The sequence below is a fragment of the Flavobacterium sp. FlaQc-52 genome (assembly GCF_044007495.1).
GTDB classification, from domain to species: Bacteria; Bacteroidota; Bacteroidia; order Flavobacteriales; family Flavobacteriaceae; genus Flavobacterium; species Flavobacterium cupriresistens.
In genome coordinates this window covers 388,309-408,910 of sequence record NZ_JBIPCV010000005.1, presented here as the reverse complement: position 1 = coordinate 408,910, position 20,602 = coordinate 388,309, and the positions used below count along the sequence as shown (strand labels likewise).

Below are 20,602 nucleotides of genomic sequence, written 5' to 3'. Positions count from 1 at the left end.
AGTGATTTCGAGGCTTGCTTTTTTATTAAAGTTAAAAGCTATTGCTTCAATTTACTGGGCAAATAGCCGAATGTCTTTTTAAAAGCGACTGTGAAATGATGTTGATTTTTATATCCCAATTCTTCTGAAACGGCAGAAATCGGATAGTCTTTTTCGACCAACAATTGTTTGGCATATTCCATTCTCACCATTGTCAGATAGTTAAAAACAGTGGTATTATAAACTAATTTAAAATACTTTTTAATTTTAAAATTATTCAACCCAACCTCAGCGGCAATACCTGCCAGCGTAAGTTTCTCTTTGAATTGTGTTTTTAAGATATTCTCGACTTCCAGAACTTTTGCATAATCACCGGCGCTTATTTCGACACTTACTGAAGTGTTTTCCTCTTCGTTAATTATCGTAAACAAATACGAAAGAATCTCTACTATTTTTGACTCTAAAAAGGCTTTTTTAATCGCTCCCGAATAAGAACATTGCAGAATGTCTTCAATCAAAATATTTAGTTTTGGCGAAATACTTTTACTGGTTTCCCACATGGCGTATGAGGTCTGATTTGTTATTGCGTCTGCCAGCAATGGTATGGTAGTTTTTAAATTCGGATAAAATAACTTCTCTAAATACGCTTCCGTAAAAGTAATTTCCAACGTTCTTCTTCTTTTGGTTCTGTAGTTTAGAACCCCTTTTATTTTGGGTAAATAAAATAAATTATAATGCCCCTGCGGAATGTAAATTCCACGCTGGGATTTATCTTCAGGACAATATTCGTTATCTCCCTCCATTTCAATATGAAGTTTTACAAAAGAAAAATCATGTTCTACTTCAATCGCATACGAATCATTCTCCATTGTCAAATCTCTCGCAACCACATGAATTCCGTTTAGCATAATATCAGTGATTACACCTTTGATTCCTTTGTTGTCAAAATTGATTTTTTTCTCAATAAGATCTTCTTTATTAAATCGAATAGGATCATTTACAACCACCACTTCTTTTTTGAAGATATCACTTCTCATCATTGTTTTCATTGGCCCTTTTTTATCCACTTTTTTATTGCGTAAGATAGCGCTTACATTCCTTACAGCCGTTGCAACTAACTGAGGCTAGGCAAGTTTCACAAAATCCCTTTTGCGTTTATATTAATCCTTTTTGCGTTTATTAAGTTTTTGTTAACACATTACTTTTGCGTAAAATTATCAATTTATAACTAATCTAAATAAGGATAAAATGTTTTTTATTAAAACCAAAGCAAAAAAAATGTTAAACAAGCTATTTTTAGGGGCAATACTGCTGTGTCTGTCAATAACGCAGACATTTGCACAACAAAACACCGGTTCGATAAAAGGAACCGTAATCACAGCTGATGATCAAAATGCGGTATCGGTAAATGTAATTATAGCTGAATTAAAAAAATCAGCAACTACAGACGAAAATGGAGTATTCCTTTTTCACAAAATACCGGCAGGAACGTATCAGATTGAAATTAATATGACGGGACATACACCATCAAAACAAGAAGTAACCGTAACCACAGGAGAAACGGCAACAGTTTCTTTTCAGCTTCAGTCTTCGCTAAAAGAATTAAACGAAGTTGTTGTAGTCTCTGCAGCTAAAAAATTCGCTGAAAAGAAAAGTGAATTTGTTGCAAGACTACCAATTAGTAATCTTGAGAATCCTCAGGTTTATACGGTAGTGCCGAAAGAACTTTTCCAGGAGCAAATTGCAGTTGATTTTAGAAGCGCATTAAATTCAGCACCGGGATTAAATAATGTAACACAAAGTTTGGGATCAGGAGGAATTGGTCTGAGCATCAGAATGCGTGGTTTTAGTGGTGCATCTGCAGCAGGATCTATCCGTAACGGAATGAACACCAACTGGGTAACTTTAAGCGATCCTGTAAATCTGGAAAGCATTGAAGTAATAAAAGGACCATCTGCAACACTCTTCGGATCTGCTTTAACTACCTACGGAGGTCTTATCAACCGCGTAACCAAAAAACCATTTGAATTTACCAAAGGGGAAGTGAGTTACACTACCGGAAACTGGGCGTTAAGTCGAACAACTATAGATTTTAATACGCCTTTGAACGAAGAAAAAACAATGCTTTTTAGAGTAAATGCTGCTTTGGACAATCAAAAAACATGGCAAGATCAAGGAAAAAGCAACACCTTTATAATTGCACCATCATTTACCTATAAAGTAAGCGATAAATTAACTTTAGATTTTGATGCAGAATTGTACAAAGGAAGTCGTAACTCAAGCTGGATAGGTCTTGGATCCGGGAATCCAACTGCAAAAAATATAGATCAATTGAATTTTGATTTCAAAAAATCATATACAACAGACGATTTACAGTCGGAGTCAAAAAACACTAATATTTATGCCAGAGCTACCTACCAATTGTCTGATAATTGGGTATCACAGACCAATTTTTCAAATGCTTATACAGACAACAAGGCCAACTATTTGTTCCTCCTTTTTAATACCGCAGCCAATGGTGATGTAACGTTACAAAGAAGGCTAATGAACATCAATAGTGTTTTCAAAACAACACAATTGCAACAAAATTTTGTTGGAACATTTCATACCGGAAGTATAAAACACCGCGCATTGATCGGACTTGATTATACTTACATCAGTACCAACGATAACAGATGGGTCATTAATTCATACGATGCTGCGGCCGGAAATGCTGCATTGGCAATCAATGGAAATGCTGCCTTTATAAACATGGAAAAATACAAACAGCTGATTGCTGCCTTACCGGCTCCAAGTGTAGTTGGTATCCGAGATTTCAGAACGTTAAGCGGTTATGTATCGGATGTAATTAACTTTACGGACCGATTTATTGCAATGGCCAGTGTGCGAGTTGATCGTTACGAAAACAAAATTGCGAAATACAATCAGATTGCCGTTTCTCCAAAAATGGGTTTGATTTATCAGGTGGTTAAGGATAAAGTCTCTTTATTTGGAAATTATATGAACGGTTTTACCAATGTAGGTCCGGGAACTACAGCTGCAAATCCAACGGAATTAACAGAATTCAAACCAGAACAAGCCAACCAAATTGAAGGTGGTGTGAAAGTTGAATTGTTAGGAGGAAAACTAAACGGAACTTTAAGCTATTATGATATTGAAGTAAAAGATAAAGTCCGTACTGACCCTACTAACAACTTATATTCTATTCAAGACGCTACTCAAAAAAGCAAAGGTTTTGAGGCAGATTTAATCGCAAATCCAATTAGAGGTTTACACATTATATTAGGGTATGGCTACAACGAAAGTAAATTTACCAAAACAAATGCGGCAACTCAGGGAAAAAGACCTTATTCTACACCTGCCAATGTAGCAAACCTTTGGGTAAGTTATAAAATATTAGATGGTCAAGTAAAAGGACTTGGTTTTGGTTTTGGAGGTAATACACAAAGTGACACCTACATAAACGATACGAATACCTTTAAAGTAAACGGATATACGGTAATGGACGCCACTGTTTTTTACGAAAAGCAAAAAATCAGATTGGGCCTAAAACTAAACAACATTGCAAACAAAGAATATTGGACGTCTGATTACTGGGCTACTATGATGCCAACAAGACAATTAGTTGCTAATCTTACTTTCAAATTTTAATACCACTTAAATTAGTTTTTTTCCAAGCTGGCTTATCGTTCTCGAAATGCCGGCTTGGTTTTTATCGCTTTCTATTATGACCAACAATCCAATTAAAAGAACTGAAAAAAAAGTCAAACAAAGGAGCCAATGGAGCAAATTAAATCACTGGCTCCATTTATGGTTAGGACTAAGTTCGGGTATCATCGTTTTTATTGTTTCACTTACCGGAATATTATTTATTTTTTGTGATGATATTATAGACGGGCTGGCTTCTGATGCTTTGTACGTTAAAGAAGTTAAAGAACAAAGATTAACTCCGGAAGAAATCCTAAAAGCTTTTAAAAAACAACATCCCGATCGAAAAGCGAGTTATTTTATTACGTATCGGGATCCAAAACGAAGTGTAAAACTTGCTTCTTCGACCAAAGAAAGAGATTTACAATTCTCATGGGTTGACCCTTATACAGGCAAAGTCTTAACTTCCGGCAAGGCTTACGATTTCTTTTATGTTGTGGCGCATGTTCACAGCGGTGAAATGCCCTTTGGAAAAACCGGAAATCTCATCGTCGAAATCTCCGTTTGGATATTCTTAATCGAACTGATTACAGGAATTATTCTCTGGTGGCCAAAAAAATGGAATCGCTCTACCAGACTTCAGAGTTTCACTATAAAGAAAAATGCCAGTTTTAAACGGTTGAATTATGATCTGCACAATGTACCCGGTTTCTATAATTTACTGCCCGCACTTCTCATTACCATTACCGGTCTGGTTATTGTAAACAAAACTTTAAACAAAACAACGCACAAAATATTCGATGGTTTCCCTCGCTCTTATGCGGCAATGCGGGATATCAAACCGGAATACGACAGTACTAAAACATTTGCGGCATTAAATCCAATTGTAGAACGGCTGTTCTTAAAAGATGCAGCTGTAGAACAAGTCAAACTTTCTATAGCAGCAAAAGACAGTATCACAAGTCTCTCTGCTGTTGCCGCTAAAGACATTGGTCTGAAAGGCGTTCAAAACGGAAAAACATTCGCAATTAACCGCTACACCGGTCAGGAAATTGAAATTCCGGTAAAAGTGATGAACGGATTGTATATTGATGAAACAACCATGAACCTTCATATTGGCTTCTGGGCTGGATGGCTCGGAAAAATTTTCACGCTCCTTGTTGGTTTAGTCTGTATGTTTCTGCCTATAACAGGATTCTTGATTTGGTACGGCCGTCAAAATAAAAAGAAAAAAACTTCCCTTACTTAAATTAAAAATGAAAAAATTTCTCCTTCTCTTTCTCTTATTTTCGTTTACTGCTGTGTTTTCACAAGACAGTATTACTATTGGCAGTAAACACCGTATTTTTTCGAAAGCATTGAATGAAGAACGCACTTTTTGGATTTATCTGCCACCGGATTACAACAATTCTAAACTTGCTCCGGCAAAATATCCTGTTGTTTATTTGTTAGATGCCGAAAATAACTTCCATTCCTTTACCGGCCTTCAACAATCATTAGCCAAAGGACCTTATTCTATGACTCCGCAAATGATAGTAGTAGGAATCACCAATACTAACCGCACAAGAGATTTAACTCCAACTGAAGCGAATCGTCAGGCCTTTTTTGATAAGACAAAAAAGCAGTTTCAACAAAGCGGCGGCAATAAAAATTTTATTACTTTTTTAGAAAAAGAACTCAGACCTTATATCGATACCACTTACAGAACTTCGGGTTACAATGTTTTAAACGGACACTCTTTTGGAGGTCTGACTGCCGTGAATATTCTACTGCACCACACCTCTTTATTTAATTCTTATGTTATCATTGACCCGAGTCTTTGGTGGGACAATGAAATTATGAACAAAAAAGCCGATTCTATCTTCAATAAAAAGGATTTTGCTAAAAGAAGTATTTATCTGGCTATGGCCAATAAAAAAAGCATCCCTCAGGATACTACAACCGATATGGCCAGAGGAATCAGGAAATTTGAAAATTTGTTGAAAGTAAAAAAACCTAAAAATCTGCGATGGAATTTTAGATATTACGAAAACGAAGATCATGGAACTATTCCTATTCCGGCAGAATATGACGGTTTGCGTTTTATTTTTGAAGACCATCTGGTCCAGGTAAAAGAAGCGGTACAAGATCCCTCCTTAGTAGAACAACAATATGCAAAACTTTCTGAACAACTTGGTTTTTCCTTTACCCCTTCTGAAAGTTATCTGAACTGGATGGGAAATTATTGTTTAGGAATTGACAAAATAGATAACGCTGTTCGTTTTTTTAAAATGGCAACCCATTATTACCCATTAAGTACAACTGCCATAACAGTATTAAATCAAACAGTAGAAAAGCAAAAAACAAAGGATAAAAAATAACTTAAAGAATAAACTTACTTCTTCATTCTCTTAAAATTAAAAAACCATTCAGTTATAAACTATTATTGATATTTAATCTAAATAAGACTTGTTGAACTAATATTATATTTTACATTTGCAATTATTTTTAACAAGTCTAAATAATAACCAACGAATTTTATAAAATGAATGAATTGAAGTATTGCAAAAAATTTATACTGGTCTTAAGTATTTTTATGCTTTCTATAGGGACGTCTTTTGCACAACAGGGAGGAACTATAAACGGTAAAATTGAAACCAGCGATGGTAAAGCGGCAGAAGGAGTATCTGTCTCTATTAAAGGTACAAACAAAAACACAATTGCCGGAAACAATGGATTTTTTGAGTTAAAAAATGTCCCTGCAGGAACTCAGACCTTAATTGTTACATTAGTGGGTTACAATGACCTTCTACAGCAAGTAACCGTTAATGCAGGAGAAATTACTAATTTAAATTTAAAATTAGATTTATCGAATACTGAATTGAATCAGGTGGTGGTTTTGAGTAATAAAAGTGCTTTTAAAACCAATAGAATTTCATCTTCTCTTCGTTTGCAATCAGCCATTATTGAAATCCCGCAAAACATTCAGGTAATTACCGGAAAATTAATGCAGGATCAACAAATTTTTGATATGCTTGAAGGGGTTACCCGTAACGTGAGTGGGGCTACAAGAGTAGAACACTGGGATAATTATGCTAATATCACTATGAGAGGAAGTCAAGTTGCTGCTTTCAGAAATGGTATGAACGTAAGTACAACCTGGGGACCCTTGACCGAAGATATGAGCTTGGTAGAAAGAATAGAATTTGTAAAAGGACCGGCAGGTTTTATGCTTGCCAACGGAAACCCAAGCGGATTTTATAATGTTGTAACTAAAAAACCAAGTGGAAGAAACAAAGCAGAAGCGAGTTTATCTTACGGAAGTTTTGACATGTACAGAGGTACAATAGATCTGGACGGAAAATTGACCAAAGACGGAAAACTTTTATACCGTTTTAATGCGATGGGCGAAAAGAAAAACAGTTTCCGTGATTTTGATTTTAATGACCGTTATACTTTTGCTCCCGTTTTAAAATATTTAGCAACAGACAAAACAGCTATAACACTTGAATATACACAGCAATTTTCTAAAGTAAATGCCATTGGTAGTAATTATTTGTTTATGCAGAATGATTATCAGGAACTGCCAAGAAGTTCTACTACCTCAGAGCCAAATTTAGATGCAACAACAATGCTTGAGAGAAGTATCTTAGGAATTATCGAACACAAATTTGACGATAACTGGAAGGTAACTTTACAAGGGTCTTATCTAAATTTCAAACAACAAGGACTGTCTTTATGGCCTAGTGGCTTTGAAAAAGATAAAGTTGGAATCCTAAAAAGAGCCGGAAGTATTTGGGATGTTTTAGGAAAAACCTATATGATACAAGCTTTTGCAAATGGTTCTTTCCAAACGGGACCTATTTCTCACAAAATATTGGGAGGAATAGATATGAGCAATAAAGCGTATTATCATGATTTCGGGCAATCTTTTGTAATGTCAGATTTGGACATCTACAATCCGGTACATGGAACTCTTGCTGAATCTCCTGTTTTTGACAGAAGCAAAAGCATAAAAGAAAGAGGCACAGCATACAAGAATAGTTATACAGCAAGCTACGTACAAGATGAAATTGGTTTTTTTGAAAATTCACTTCGCTTGACATTAGCGGGAAGATTTACCTTACTACAAGCCTCTAATGATTATTCTGGCGGAACCTCTAATGAAAAATTTACTCCTCGTGTGGGATTGAGTTATTCTTTAGACAAAAACAATGCTTTTTATTTTGTACGTGATCAATCTTTTACAGAAAATTATGGAACAGATGTGAACGAAAAAAGTTTTAAACCACAAACGGGAACTAATTTAGAACTAGGTTATAAAAGAGACTGGTTCAACGGAAAATGGAATTCTGTTGTTGCGGCTTACCAAATTACGATGAACAATGTACTTACACCGGATTTAGAAAATCCATATAGTGGAACTAAACAAAATTTCAAAGAAAATGGTCAACAAAAAGTAAAAGGTGTTGAGGTCGATGTTAGAGGAGAAATCCTTAAAAACTTTGATGTTATCTTAAATTATGCCTTTACACAAGGTAAAATAACAAAAGATAGCCATGAAAATCTGATTGGAAATCAAATTCCGGGATCTACGAGACATATTCAAAACACTTGGTTAAACTATAGATTTGACAATGGTCTACTAAATGGATTTGGTGCATCATTAGGTTACCAATATCAGGTAAAAAGAGCTCATTGGTTTATTTCAAATGGCAACAGTGGTACTTTACCGGATTATTTCCGTGTAGACGGAGGTTTGACTTATCAAACAAAAAAAGTGTCGGTAAACCTTATTGTTAATAACATCTTTAACAAATACTTATATTCAGGAGGTTATTACGCCTATTCTGATATGTATTACCTACAAGCCGAAGCAGGAACCAACGCAAGGGTAACTGTTACTTACAAATTCTAATCCTAAAATAAGATCCCTTATTACTCAAAAGGTTTAAGGGATTTCTTTTAACTATTAATTTTAATCCTAATCTATTATGAAATCAAACACTTTAAAAACAATAACATTTTTATTTTTAATGTTCGTTGCTGCCCCTCAATTATTTGCTCACGCACTTTGGATTGATACTAAAGCTACCGGAACAAAAGGAAAAGCACAGGAAATTTCAATTTACTTTGGAGAATTCTCTGAAAACGATATTACAAAAGCAGATAAATGGTTTTCTGATTTAAAAGATTTCTCTTTGGTATTGATCAGTCCATCAAAAAAAGAAACTAAGTTAACGGCAAAAGCTTTAGACAATAGATACCAAGCCTTTTTTACTCCAGATGAAGACGGTGTTTATACCGTTGTGATGCACCATACCGTAAAAGATGTTTATGGTACAATGAAATTAGATTACAATTCAAGCGCAACAGTAGTAGTTGGAAACAAAACTGCCGGAAATACTGCTACAGCAAACAAAAATACAATTAGTGTATTTTCTGAAAATGCCGATGTTGCTAAAAAAGATACCAAAATAGCAGGACTTGCTTTATTTGATGGTGCTATTGCAAAAGAGACCAAAATTAAAGTAATTGCTCCAAACGGTTGGGAAAAAGAGCTTTGGACGAATGACAAAGGAGAGTTTTCATTCACTCCGATCTGGTCAGGAAATTACATGGTAGAATATGCACACACTGATAAAGCAGAAGGTGAGCATAATGGTAAAAAATACAATGAAATCTGGAAAATGGCTACTTACCAAATTACAGTAAAATAAAAACAACAAATACGAATAGCTCTAATTCAAATACTTACAAAAGTTCAATGAATTACTAGCTCGATTAAATATTCATTTTCCTTAAAAACGAGACCTACTTAAAAAATAGGTCTCGTTTTTTATTTACAAGCAATTCCTTGTTCAATACTGCCATAGATTAAAATAAAATAAGAATAACGTTAATAAATCCTAAGACTATCTTAAGACAACCTTAAGACAAATAAGTTTTAATAACGAAAGTCCAAGCCTACTTTTGCGCAAAATTATTTTTATTTATTCTAAATAAGTTACCAATGAAATATATTCTACTCTTCGGATTATCCATTCTAAGCTTAACCTCTTATGGTCAGCAATATACAAACAATGATAGTGGTAGTTCGATAAACGATACTGTTAAAAAAAGAAAAGGTGAAGAGCTTAAAAGCGTTATCATTACAACTAACAGAGAGCCTAAACCAGTTACCGCAGTTCGTTCGGGTTTAAAACCAATGGACAATCCACAAAGCATACAAGTGATCGGTTCTGAAGTAATCGAACAACAACAAGCCATTCGTTTGAGTGACGTTATAAAAAATGCCAATGGTGTTTATGTGAGCTCTGCTCGTGGTGGCGCGCAAGAATCTTTCTTCTCAAGAGGATATGATATGTCTGCCAATAATATGTTTAAAAATGGATTCCGTTACAACTCGGGTTCTATTCCTGATGTTTCAGGTTTAGATAAAGTGGAATTTCTTAAAGGGGGTTCTGCACTATTATTCGGAAATGTAGCTCCGGGTGGAATCTTGAACCTGGTTACTAAAACTCCATTATTTAAAGCAGGTGGTGAAATCTCCATGCAAATGGGAAGTTATGCTTTCTACAAGCCTTCTTTTGATTTTTATGGTCCACTTAGTAAATCGGTTGCTTTTAGAATAAACGGTTCTTACGAAAACTCAGAAAGTTTCAGAGATGTTGTGAAAAACGAGCGTTTGTACATCAATCCGTCTTTACTTTTTGTAATCAATCCAAAAACACAAATTACTGTTCAGGGAGATTACCTGACAGCAGATTGGACTCCTGATTTCGGAACAGGAATTATAGGAAAAGAAATCCTTGATTTACCTCGTAATGCTTTTTACGGATCTCTTTGGTCTAATGGTACTACCAAATCAGCCAGTGCTTCGGTTTTATTGAACCATGATTTTAATAAAAACTGGAAACTTAATTTCAATAGTTCTTTCCAAAGTTACGATAGAGCTCAATTGTCAACAGCTCAATTATCTGGCTTAGAAACCTATGCAACTCCTGGTGATTGGAATAGAGGTTTGTCAAAAACTAAAAACTTAGAGCAAATACTTGGAGACCAATTGAGTTTACAAGGAAATTTCTATACCGGATCGGTAAAACACCAATTATATACGGGTGTCGATTGGGAAAACTCTTTCGCGACCGCTTATACCTATACATTTGATGAAAAATATGTTCAAACAGGTACAAAAAATGGACTACCTGTATATGGACCAACATTGTACGACACCATAAACTTATTTACGTTTGATCCTAATACTCAAAGAAAAGATATCCCTACTACAGACAGAGCAACTGCAATAAGCAAAACTGACACTAATCGTTTTGGGGTTTATTTTCAAGATTTAGTTTCGATTACGGAAAAATTCAAAGTACTGGCTGGTCTTCGTTGGTCTTGGCAGGAAACAGAAGTTAGTACTTATTCAGAAATATTAAATGCTGCTAAAACGGCTCAAGTTGTAGCTCCTGAAAACGCGACAGCTGTTGTTGCTCCTAAAAAATTAGACAATGCTTTTTCTCCAAAAGTGGGATTAATCTACCAACCAATAAAAGAAATCTCTTTATTTGGTAGCTACTCAAGCTCGTTTACACCAAATACCGGAACAACTGTTGACTCAAAACCAATCGCCCCTTCTATTATTGACCAATACGAAACAGGGATTAAAATGGACTTCTTACAAGGAATGTTGACTACAAACGTTACCGTTTACCAAATCACCAACAGTAACCTGGCGCAAACAGCAGAATTTGACGCAAACGGAGCTCTTAATGTAAATTCACAATTAAAAGTATTAGGTGGGGGAACAAGAAGTAAAGGTGTTGAAATTGATGTTACAGCAACGCCAGTAGAAGGTCTTTCTGTAAATGCCGGTTACAGTTACAATGACATGCGTTACACCAACACTTCAGGAACAAACGGAAGTTTTGTTGAAGGGGATCGTGTAGCAAGAACGCCACAGACTACAGCTAATTTAAGCTTCTTCTACAAACTAAATGACGGAATGTTTAAAGGTCTTTCATTCGGAGCTATCGGAAACTACATCGGGAATCGTTTAGGCGGATGGAATGATGATTATTTATGGACAGAGAATAAAACACCTGTAACAAACCCGAAAACATACAAGATAACCATTAGAGATCGTGATATTCCTTTAGAAGCATATACTACTATTGATGTATCTGCCGGTTATGAGTGGAGAAAATTCTCTATCTTATGTAAATTATCTAATGTTACAAACGAATTGAATTATACAGTTCACGAAAATTACAGCGTAAACCCAATCGCACCTCGTCAGATTATGACAAGCCTTAAATATAAGTTCTAAATTTTTTGAATTAGTTTTTTAACTTCCAAAGCTTTTTCTGTACTCGATCTCGAGAAACAGAAAAGGCTTTGGTCTTTTATAGCAATTAATACATTTAAAAAAAACCAAAACCTCGTTTAGTCTTAGACGAGGTTTTTAGCTTTAACAAAACAAAGTTTTTTTATTATAACTACTTTTGCTCACCAAACAAAACCATTACAAATGATAGATTCCAAAAAAAACCAATTAAAAAAAAGCTTAGGATTAAGTTTTAATATTGCCGTCTTAATTGGGGGAACCATTGGAGTCGGAATTTTACGAACTCCCGGTACAATCGCTTCCTTACTGGACAATTACTGGCTTATTATTATTTCGTGGCTCATTGGCGGATTGTATGTGCTTTTAGGAGCAAACTCTTATGCCGAACTGGCCACCATGCTTCCAAAAGCGGGAGGTTCCTACAATTATATCAAAAGAGCATTTGGGGAATATGCCGGTTTTTTATCGGGTTGGTTTGACTATATTACTAATGTAATCCCACCTGCTTTTTACTGTATCGTAATCAGCGAATATATCATTATTTTATTTCCCGATCTGGCCAGTTATTCTACCGCGATTGCAATTTCGTTATTACTCGCCTTTGTACTGCTGCATTTAAGCGGTGTAAAAAACGGAAGTGCCATACAGCAAATCACAAGTTTTATAAAAGTGATTTGTTTCGTCTGTTTATTGGTTGCTTGTTTTATGTATTCGGGAGTAAAATTGCCTGCTATTCCAAAAGACAATTCGTTTTTTCAGATGGGACTTCTGCTTGGTTTTTTCAAATCACTCCAATTGATCATCGGAACTTATAATGGCTGGAATGGAGTTTGCTTTTTTGCAGAGGAAAATGACAATCCGGGTAAAGACATTCCGCGTTCGCTATACAGTGGCGTGTTATTGGTAATTGCCATTTATGTTTTATTGAATGTTGCTTTTTTCCATGTACTACCGGTCGAGACTTTAGCAAAATCTAATTTGGCTGCCGCAGATGTAGCGAACATTATTTTCGGAAAAAACGGCGCTATCATCGTTACCGTTATTTCTATTTTTTCATTAATCAGTATTCTAAATGCCTTTATGATGATTCCGCCAAGAATCTTATACGGACTAAGCAGGGATGGTTTTTTTGTTGAAAAAGGAACAAATGTTAATAAAGGCGGAACTCCAATTGTAGCGCTATTAGTTTCTTCTTTGTTCAGCTTAATTTTAATCTGTATTGGTTCTTTCGAAGCCTTATTTTCGTTTGCAGCCTTTACCTCTATTATTGTTTGGGGACTAGCCTATCTTTCGCTATTGAAACTTAGAGCAAAAGAACCTGATTTGCCAAGACCTTACCACTCCTTTTGGTATCCTTGGTCTACTATTATTGCTATTATTACTTCACTGGCGTTACTAATTGGTTTTATATACAGTGATCCGAAAAGTTTTGGAATTATTGTGGTTATCACCTTAATTTCTTATCCTTTGTTTTTGATTTTAAATCGAATAAAAAATAAATAAAAAAATAAACCCGACAGGTTTTTTCAACCTGTCGGGTTTGTATATTTAAAATAAAATCTAATTATTACTTCAAACCAGTTAACCTCTTTGTTATTTCAAACCGGCTAAACTCTGCTCGATTGTAGCAATTTTTGCTAAGGCATCGGCTTCTTTTTGTCTTTCGTTAGCCAGAACTTTTTCCGGTGCACCGGCAACAAATTTTTCGTTTGCTAACTTAGATTGAACCGATTTTAAGAAACCTTGCGTATAAACTAACTCTGCATTCAATTTTGCAATTTCAGCTTCTACATCAATATTTCCTGTAATCGGAATAAAGTATTCGTTTGATTTTACACGGAAAGACAAAGCTCCGTCTACTTTATCAGAAACATATTCTAATGCCGTGATATTTCCTAATTTTGTTATTACAGTATCAAAATAAGTAGAAGCGTTATCGTTGTTTACCGCTTTCAATTCAATAGCATCTTTAAACGGAATGTTCTTGTCTTTACGAATCGTTCTGATTCCGGAGATTACTTCCATTGCATTTTCAAAATCAGCAATTAATTTTGCATCAAATGGCTTCAATTCCGGCCAAGTCGAAACAATTAAAGCTTCTTCCGACGTTCTTTCAGCAATTAAATGCCAGATTTCCTCGGTAAGGAAAGGCATAAACGGATGAAGCAACTTTAAGTTACTTTCTAACATTTCGATAGCGCTGTCAAACGTCTTTTTATCGATTGGTTGTTGGTACGCCGGTTTAATCATTTCAAGGAACCAAGAACAGAAATCATCCCAAACCAATTTGTAAATGGCCATTAGAGAATCAGAAATTCTGTATTTCTCAAAGTTATCTTCAATATCAACTAAAGTTTGCTGCAATTTTGCTGCATACCACTCGATCGCTACTTTTGATGATTCCGGTTGTGGAATCGTTTCTGAAACTTCCCATCCTTTTATCAATTTAAAGGCATTCCAAATCTTGTTAGAGAATGCTTTTCCTTGATTACATAATTCTTCATCAAACATAATATCGTTTCCGGCAGAAGCACTTAAAAGCAATCCCACACGAACACCATCAGCACCAAATGTGTCGATTAAATCTAAAGGATCAGGAGAATTTCCTAATGATTTAGACATCTTACGACGTTGTTTGTCACGTACTAAACCGGTTAAATACACATTGGTAAATGGTTTTTCGCCAGCATATTCGTAACCTGCAATAATCATTCTCGCTACCCAGAAAAACAAAATATCCGGACCGGTTACCAAATCATTTGTTGGGTAATAATATTTATAATCTTCACTTTCGGGATCCATTATTCCGCCAAAAACAGACATTGGCCAAAGCCAGGAAGAGAACCAGGTATCTAAAGCATCAACATCTTGCCTTAGATCTTTTGTTTCAAGTTTCAAGTTTGATGTTTTCTCTTTTGCTAATGCTAAAGCTTCTTCGATAGTTTCTGCTACTACGAAATCTTCTTTTTCGTCTCCGTAATAGTATGCCGGGATTTGTTGTCCCCACCATAATTGACGAGAGATATTCCAATCGCGAATATTGTTTAACCAATGTGCGTAAGTGTTTTCGAAACGTTTTGGGTGTAATTTAATATCACCATCAACCAAAACAGATTGAATTGCCGGTTTTACTAAATCTTCCATTTTCAAAAACCATTGGTCTGATAATCTTGGTTCGATTACCGCTTTGGTTCTTTCAGAAGTTCCTACTTTATTTAAATGGATTTCGGTTTTTGCCAAAGCTCCGATTTCTTCCAGTTCTTTTGCGATTTCAGTACGAACAACAAAACGATCCTTACCTTGATAATGTAATCCGAAACTGTTTAATGTAGCATCTTCATTAAAAATATCAACGATTTCAAGGTTGTGTTTCTCTCCTAAAGTTTTATCGTTCATATCGTGCGCAGGAGTAACTTTTAAACAACCTGTTCCGAACTCAACATCTACATACTCGTCTTCAATAATAGGAATTACTCTTCCGCAAATTGGAACGATGGCGTTTTTACCTTTTAAATGGGTGAAACGTTCATCATTTGGATTGATACAAATAGCAGTATCTCCAAAAATAGTTTCCGGACGGGTTGTCGCGATCGTTAAGAAATCTTCTGATCCTTCAATTTTATAGTTTAAGAAAAATAATTTCCCTTGTTGTTCTTCGTAAATTACTTCCTCGTCAGACAAAGTAGTTTTGGCTTCCGGATCCCAGTTTACCATCCGGTATCCTCTGTAGATTAATCCTTTGTTGTACAAATCAACAAAAGAACGAATTACAGATGCAGACATATCGGGATCCATAGTAAACTTGGTACGTTCCCAATCGCAGGAAGCACCTAATTTTTTAAGCTGATCTAAGATTACCCCACCATATTTATCTGTCCATTCCCAGGCGTGAGCTAAAAACTCTTCACGTGTTAAATCATTTTTATTGATTCCTTCTGCTTTCAATTTAGCTACAACCTTTGCTTCTGTAGCAATCGATGCGTGATCCGTTCCGGGAACCCAACAAGCATTGAATCCTTTAAGACGCGCTCTTCTGATTAATACATCCTGAATGGTATTGTTCAGCATATGCCCCATATGCAAGACTCCTGTGACGTTTGGCGGCGGAATTACAATTGTATAAGGCGTTCTATGATCTGGTTCTGAATGAAAATAATTATTTTTCATCCAGTAATCATACCATTTATTCTCGATCGTTTTAGCGTCAAATTGTGCTGGAATTGTCATTGTATATTGGATATGTTATTTCTGTTTATTACTCATTGGTCCTGCTTGTTTTTTTGGCTCTAAAATAACCAATAAACACATTGGCCTGTAAACTTTTAGACTTTGGTTTAATTTTTGTATTTATTATTGACAGCAAAAGTAAATAATTAAGTACACTATAAAAAGCGAAATAATAATTTGTGTATTAATTAAAAGAAAGTATATTTACTTACAACTCAAAAATAATTTCAAAATGAAAAATGTAGCCACTTTTATCGTAATCGCATTGTTTACCACAATTGGTTATACGCAAAACGGCCCAAAAATTGAATTTGCAGCCTCGGACAACACAATTGATTATGGAAAAATTTCTAAAGGTGATAATGGACTCCGCTCTTTTGAATTCACCAATACGGGAGATGCACCACTATTGATTACCGGCGCTGAATCTACAGTTAGCTCCATTATTGTTACCAAACCAGCCGCAGCAATTTTACCCGGTAAAAAAGGAAAAATTGATGTAAAATATAACATGGCTGCCGGCCCGATTCGTAAAACAATCACTGTTGAAACTAATGCCGTAAATTACCCTGATGGTAGAGTCGCCCTAAAAATTAAGGGAGAAGTTTTATAAAAAAATTAAAAGCTAAAAAATAGTAAAAGCCGTTTCTTAAATTGAGAAACGGCTTTTTTTCTGCTTTTTTTTATTTAAATAGCTACTTTGACTCTTCCACACAGTCTACAGTTGTAAATTTGTATTTAACGTTATCAAAATCGATAGGTTTATCTTTTACCAAATAAGTTACGCCCATAGTAGTCTGCATTGTTCCATTTCCTAAAATAAGCTGTTTGTCTCGTTTTAAAAGAGCCATCGGATTTTTGAATTTGGTATTCTTGTTGGTCTTGTCACTAAACGTATAATCTACAAATAAGGTATCTCCATGAAATTCTCCTTTGATATCGCCAATCTTCTCTGCTGCCTGAGCAACCTTCATTACCATGTTACCCGTTATTTTACCATCTTTCAAAGTATTCAACTTTAAGTCAATAGTATCCTTTTCGTATATTGCTTTGTAACATTGAACACTTACAACTTTTTTAGCTTCAGTTTTGGCAGCTTCAATTGCTTTCCACTTTTCATCATTTTTACAGCTTTGGAATCCAATACAGGTTAAAAGCAGGCAGGATAAGGCTAGATTTCTCATAGTTAAATATTTAATTTCATGGTTATTTTATAAAATTAAATAAAAAACGTTCCAAAAAAAAGATTTCTAAATTAAATCTCAATTGAATTAACCCGATTTAAGAAACCGCATTGATTTTCAATCAAATAAGAAACTAAATTATAAATTCTTAATCACAAATTCGCTTCGTCTGTTTAATTCGTGCTGCTCTTCTGTGCAGGAATCATCGGTTTTGCATTTTACAATTGGGATTGATTCTCCATAACCTTTAGCAAGTACTCTCTTAGGCTCAATTCCGGATTCTAATAAAAATTCTCTGGTCGAAGAAGCTCTTTTCTGAGATAATTCTTCATTAAATTTAGCATTTCCTCGCGAATCTGTATGGGAACCTATCTCAATAACCATCTCCGGATATTTTTTCATCAGGGCGACAACTCTGCCCAAAACTACTTTGGACTCTTTACGAATGTACCACATATTATAATCAAAATAAATCGGATCGGTTTTTATAAGCAATCGGTCCTTTTCTTTTACAACATCTTTTTCCTGTTTTAAAATCTGGTCCTCTTTTTCCTTTTTCTTAATTTCTGCTGCTGCTATTTCCTCCGCTTTTGCTTTTTTCTCTGCTTCTTTTAAAGCGATAACTGCCAATGCTTCTTTCTCTTTTTTCTGTTCCGCAAGTCGTTGTTCTTCTTTTCTTTTATTTTCGGCTATTTGTTGTTCTTCTAATTTAATAGCTTCTATGGATCGGAGCGTCATCGAAGCATCATTACTGGTATTTCTGGTTTTCCCCGATGTTACCGCTCTTGATTCGTTGGTGTATTTTTCTTTGAATGCCAGAACGATAAACGAGCTTTCACAGCCAACCGTAAAACTAAACTTTCCATCTGCGGCAGTAGTAGCTGTACTTATTGTTTTTTTCTCTGAATCTTGTAACATTACCGTTGCATTTTCTAATACCTGTTTTGTATCAAAATCAGTAATGATTCCTGCAATAAACTGTTTACAATCTTCTACAATTAATTCTTTAGTTTCGGTAAATTGATAAATATCGTCACTCCCCTTTCCTCCTTCTCTGTTTGATGCAAAATAACCTTCTTTAGTTCCTGAAATCGTAAAAGAAAAATCATCTAAATTAGAGTTCAAAGGCAAACCAATATTTACCGGTTTTGAATAGTCATTTCCACTAATTTCTGAAACAAAAACATCCAGTGATCCATATCCTAAATGACCGTCCGAAGAAAAATAGAGCTTATTATCTTCCGAAACAAAAGGAAACTGTTCTCTTTTGTTGGTGTTAACAACAGGTCCGAGGTTTTTTGGAGTATCAAATGCTCCTTTATTGATATTCACCGAAAAAATATCAAAAGACCCCAATGTTCCGGGCATATCTGAAGAAAAATACAGCACTTTTTCATCCGCACTTAAAGCAGGATGTTCAACGGAATAATTCGGACTGTTAAACGGAAGTGCCGTTACGTTTGTCCATTTTCCCTCAACTAATTCAGCTTTAAAAATTTGAAGATTCGAAATTTTCTGTTCGTTTTTTCTTTTCTTTCCGTTTTTTGAATTGTTACGGGTAAAATAAATGGTTTTGCCGTCTTTTGTAAAAACGGCATTCGATTCGTGCATTCCGGTTTTTAATTCATCTGCAAAATATTGTAACACTGCCTCTTTGGAATTACTGTTTTTTGTTTGTACTGCAACTAAATTTAAATAGGTTTCATTGTCCCATTTAAACTTTTTATCAAACAGACCCGGATTTAATTTAACCCCGGCAAAAACCAAATTATCTTTGTACTCTACCGCGCCAAACTCGGAATTAGGGGTGTTTATTGCTAAATTTTTAATCTCAAATCGATTCCCGATGGCAGAGACATTTTCCAGTTCTTTTAATTCTTTCTCAAAATAAACGGCCTCTTCTGCATTGGCTGATTTGGCATAATATTCTCTTAGCGCAGCATTAGCCTGATCGTCACTGTTACTGGCTTTTAAAGTTTGTGCGTATCGGTAATAATATTCTCTGTCTAAATCTTTATTGTAGCTGTTTATTAAAAGTCTATAATAACGCTGCGCTTTTATCAGATCATTGGTGAAATAATAAGAATCTGCCAAGTTTTTAATCACCTCCTGAGACGGTTTATCCACCGCTAGTTTTCCGTATAATACGATAGCTTCACTGTAATACGTTTTATCAAAAAAACGTTTGGCTCTTACCAAATCCTGATCCTGGGCCTTTATAAACTGTATTGAAAATACGAATATAATAACGAGTAGTTTTTTCATATTTTTCATTTTAAAAGAATCTTGGTGATTTATCAAACCCTTTTCCTAATAAGTCCAAATCAAAAAGCAGCATAATTTCATGGCTACCTGAATTAAACTGTCCTAAATTAGAAAGCGTGTAGTCGTAAGCATAACCCACTCTAAGGGTTGGTGTAATATTTATGTTTGCCAAAATACTCACTGCATCATCTAATCGGTAAGCTGCTCCTAACTCAAACTTTTCATTGTATAAAACGTTTAACGATAGATCTAAAGCAATCGGAGCTCCTTTAACAAATCTTGACATAAAGGCTGGCTTTAATTTTAACATGTCATTCATTTGAAAAACATATCCGGCCGTTAAAAAAGTATGAACATTCTCGGATCCAAAAGCATTTATTCCGGACCTTTCTTCAATATGTTTAGTCTTCAATAAACCAGGGGACGATATTCCTACATATAAATTATCTCTGAAATAATAAGCACCTACTCCTATATTAGGTTTGGATACATTAACGTCTTGAGCAAAAGCCAAATCAGTATTGGCATTTCCGCTTTGCAATAAGAAACCGTTAAAATTGGTTTGCAAGGACGTAAATCCGGCTTTTAATCCAAGTGAAAGTTTATTTTTCCCACCTAAATTTAAGACATAGGCAAAATCAGCATAAAAATTATTTTCTTTTTTAGCGCCATCTCCAATATCATCAGAGATCAGCGACATTCCTACTTCGACTTTATCACTCACGGCTGTATGTCCAAAAAAGGTAAATGTTTTTGGTGCACCGATAGCTCCAACCCATTGTGTTCTGTACAAACCACCAACATTCAACATGGCAGGTGTACCCGTTGCATATGCGGGGTTTACGACACTCATATTATACATATAATGCGTATACTCCGGATCTTGCTGTGCTGAAACTGAGGTTATATAAAAGAGGAAACTTATAAAAAGTATTATTTTTTTCATTTGAAAATCATATTAAAGAACGCA

13 protein-coding genes are annotated in these 20,602 nt (G+C 35.1%); 8 read left to right on the top strand and 5 right to left on the bottom strand.

Features of this window, described 5'->3' with window-relative positions; genetic code table 11:
• Positions 1-38: 38 nt before the first annotated feature.
• Entirely contained in the window at positions 39-1,028 is a 990-nt protein-coding gene (locus tag ACHRV5_RS12090; protein ID WP_047775569.1) for an AraC family transcriptional regulator, read from the bottom strand.
• Positions 1,029-1,257: 229 nt separating this feature from the next.
• Between ACHRV5_RS12090 and ACHRV5_RS12085 the strand changes: the two genes are divergently transcribed.
• From ACHRV5_RS12085 to ACHRV5_RS12055, 7 genes are all read left to right on the top strand, one after another.
• Complete coding sequence (locus ACHRV5_RS12085; RefSeq protein WP_395426925.1) at positions 1,258-3,630, top strand: TonB-dependent siderophore receptor; 2,373 nt, start codon at positions 1,258-1,260, stop codon at positions 3,628-3,630.
• A gap of 76 nt (positions 3,631-3,706) precedes the next feature.
• Positions 3,707-4,876, top strand: a complete 1,170-nt coding sequence (locus ACHRV5_RS12080; RefSeq protein WP_395426924.1) for a PepSY-associated TM helix domain-containing protein — start codon at positions 3,707-3,709, stop codon at positions 4,874-4,876.
• A 7-nt stretch (positions 4,877-4,883) separates the two neighbouring features.
• Positions 4,884-5,987 (top strand): alpha/beta hydrolase, encoded by a 1,104-nt coding sequence (locus tag ACHRV5_RS12075; RefSeq protein ID WP_395426923.1) that lies wholly within the window; start codon positions 4,884-4,886, stop codon positions 5,985-5,987.
• 164 nt (positions 5,988-6,151) lie between these two features.
• Complete coding sequence (locus ACHRV5_RS12070; RefSeq protein WP_395426922.1) at positions 6,152-8,524, top strand: TonB-dependent siderophore receptor; 2,373 nt, start codon at positions 6,152-6,154, stop codon at positions 8,522-8,524.
• A gap of 76 nt (positions 8,525-8,600) precedes the next feature.
• A complete protein-coding gene (locus ACHRV5_RS12065; RefSeq protein ID WP_230005054.1) occupies positions 8,601-9,326 on the top strand; it encodes a DUF4198 domain-containing protein in 726 nt (241 codons plus the stop codon).
• 293 nt (positions 9,327-9,619) lie between these two features.
• A complete protein-coding gene (locus tag ACHRV5_RS12060) occupies positions 9,620-11,938 on the top strand; it encodes a TonB-dependent siderophore receptor (protein WP_395426921.1) in 2,319 nt (772 codons plus the stop codon).
• Between the two features lie 201 nt (positions 11,939-12,139).
• A complete protein-coding gene (locus ACHRV5_RS12055; RefSeq protein WP_395426920.1) occupies positions 12,140-13,459 on the top strand; it encodes an APC family permease in 1,320 nt (439 codons plus the stop codon).
• Positions 13,460-13,549: 90 nt separating this feature from the next.
• Here the strand turns inward: ACHRV5_RS12055 and ACHRV5_RS12050 are convergent, their stop codons facing one another.
• Positions 13,550-16,183, bottom strand: coding sequence for a valine--tRNA ligase (locus ACHRV5_RS12050; protein WP_395426919.1), 2,634 nt, complete (start codon positions 16,181-16,183; stop codon positions 13,550-13,552).
• Between the two features lie 232 nt (positions 16,184-16,415).
• Here ACHRV5_RS12050 and ACHRV5_RS12045 point away from each other — a divergent pair, with 232 nt between their 5' ends.
• Positions 16,416-16,796 (top strand): DUF1573 domain-containing protein, encoded by a 381-nt coding sequence (locus tag ACHRV5_RS12045; RefSeq protein ID WP_230005050.1) that lies wholly within the window; start codon positions 16,416-16,418, stop codon positions 16,794-16,796.
• An 82-nt stretch (positions 16,797-16,878) separates the two neighbouring features.
• On the opposite strand, the gene ACHRV5_RS12040 is transcribed toward ACHRV5_RS12045, so the two are convergent.
• From ACHRV5_RS12040 to ACHRV5_RS12030, 3 genes are all read right to left on the bottom strand, one after another.
• Positions 16,879-17,367, bottom strand: a complete 489-nt coding sequence (locus ACHRV5_RS12040) for a hypothetical protein (RefSeq protein ID WP_395426918.1) — start codon at positions 17,365-17,367, stop codon at positions 16,879-16,881.
• Positions 17,368-17,505: 138 nt separating this feature from the next.
• A complete protein-coding gene (locus tag ACHRV5_RS12035; protein WP_395426917.1) occupies positions 17,506-19,632 on the bottom strand; it encodes an OmpA family protein in 2,127 nt (708 codons plus the stop codon).
• A gap of 10 nt (positions 19,633-19,642) precedes the next feature.
• A complete protein-coding gene (locus ACHRV5_RS12030) occupies positions 19,643-20,578 on the bottom strand; it encodes a type IX secretion system membrane protein PorP/SprF (protein ID WP_395426916.1) in 936 nt (311 codons plus the stop codon).
• Between the last annotated feature and the right edge of the window lie 24 nt (positions 20,579-20,602).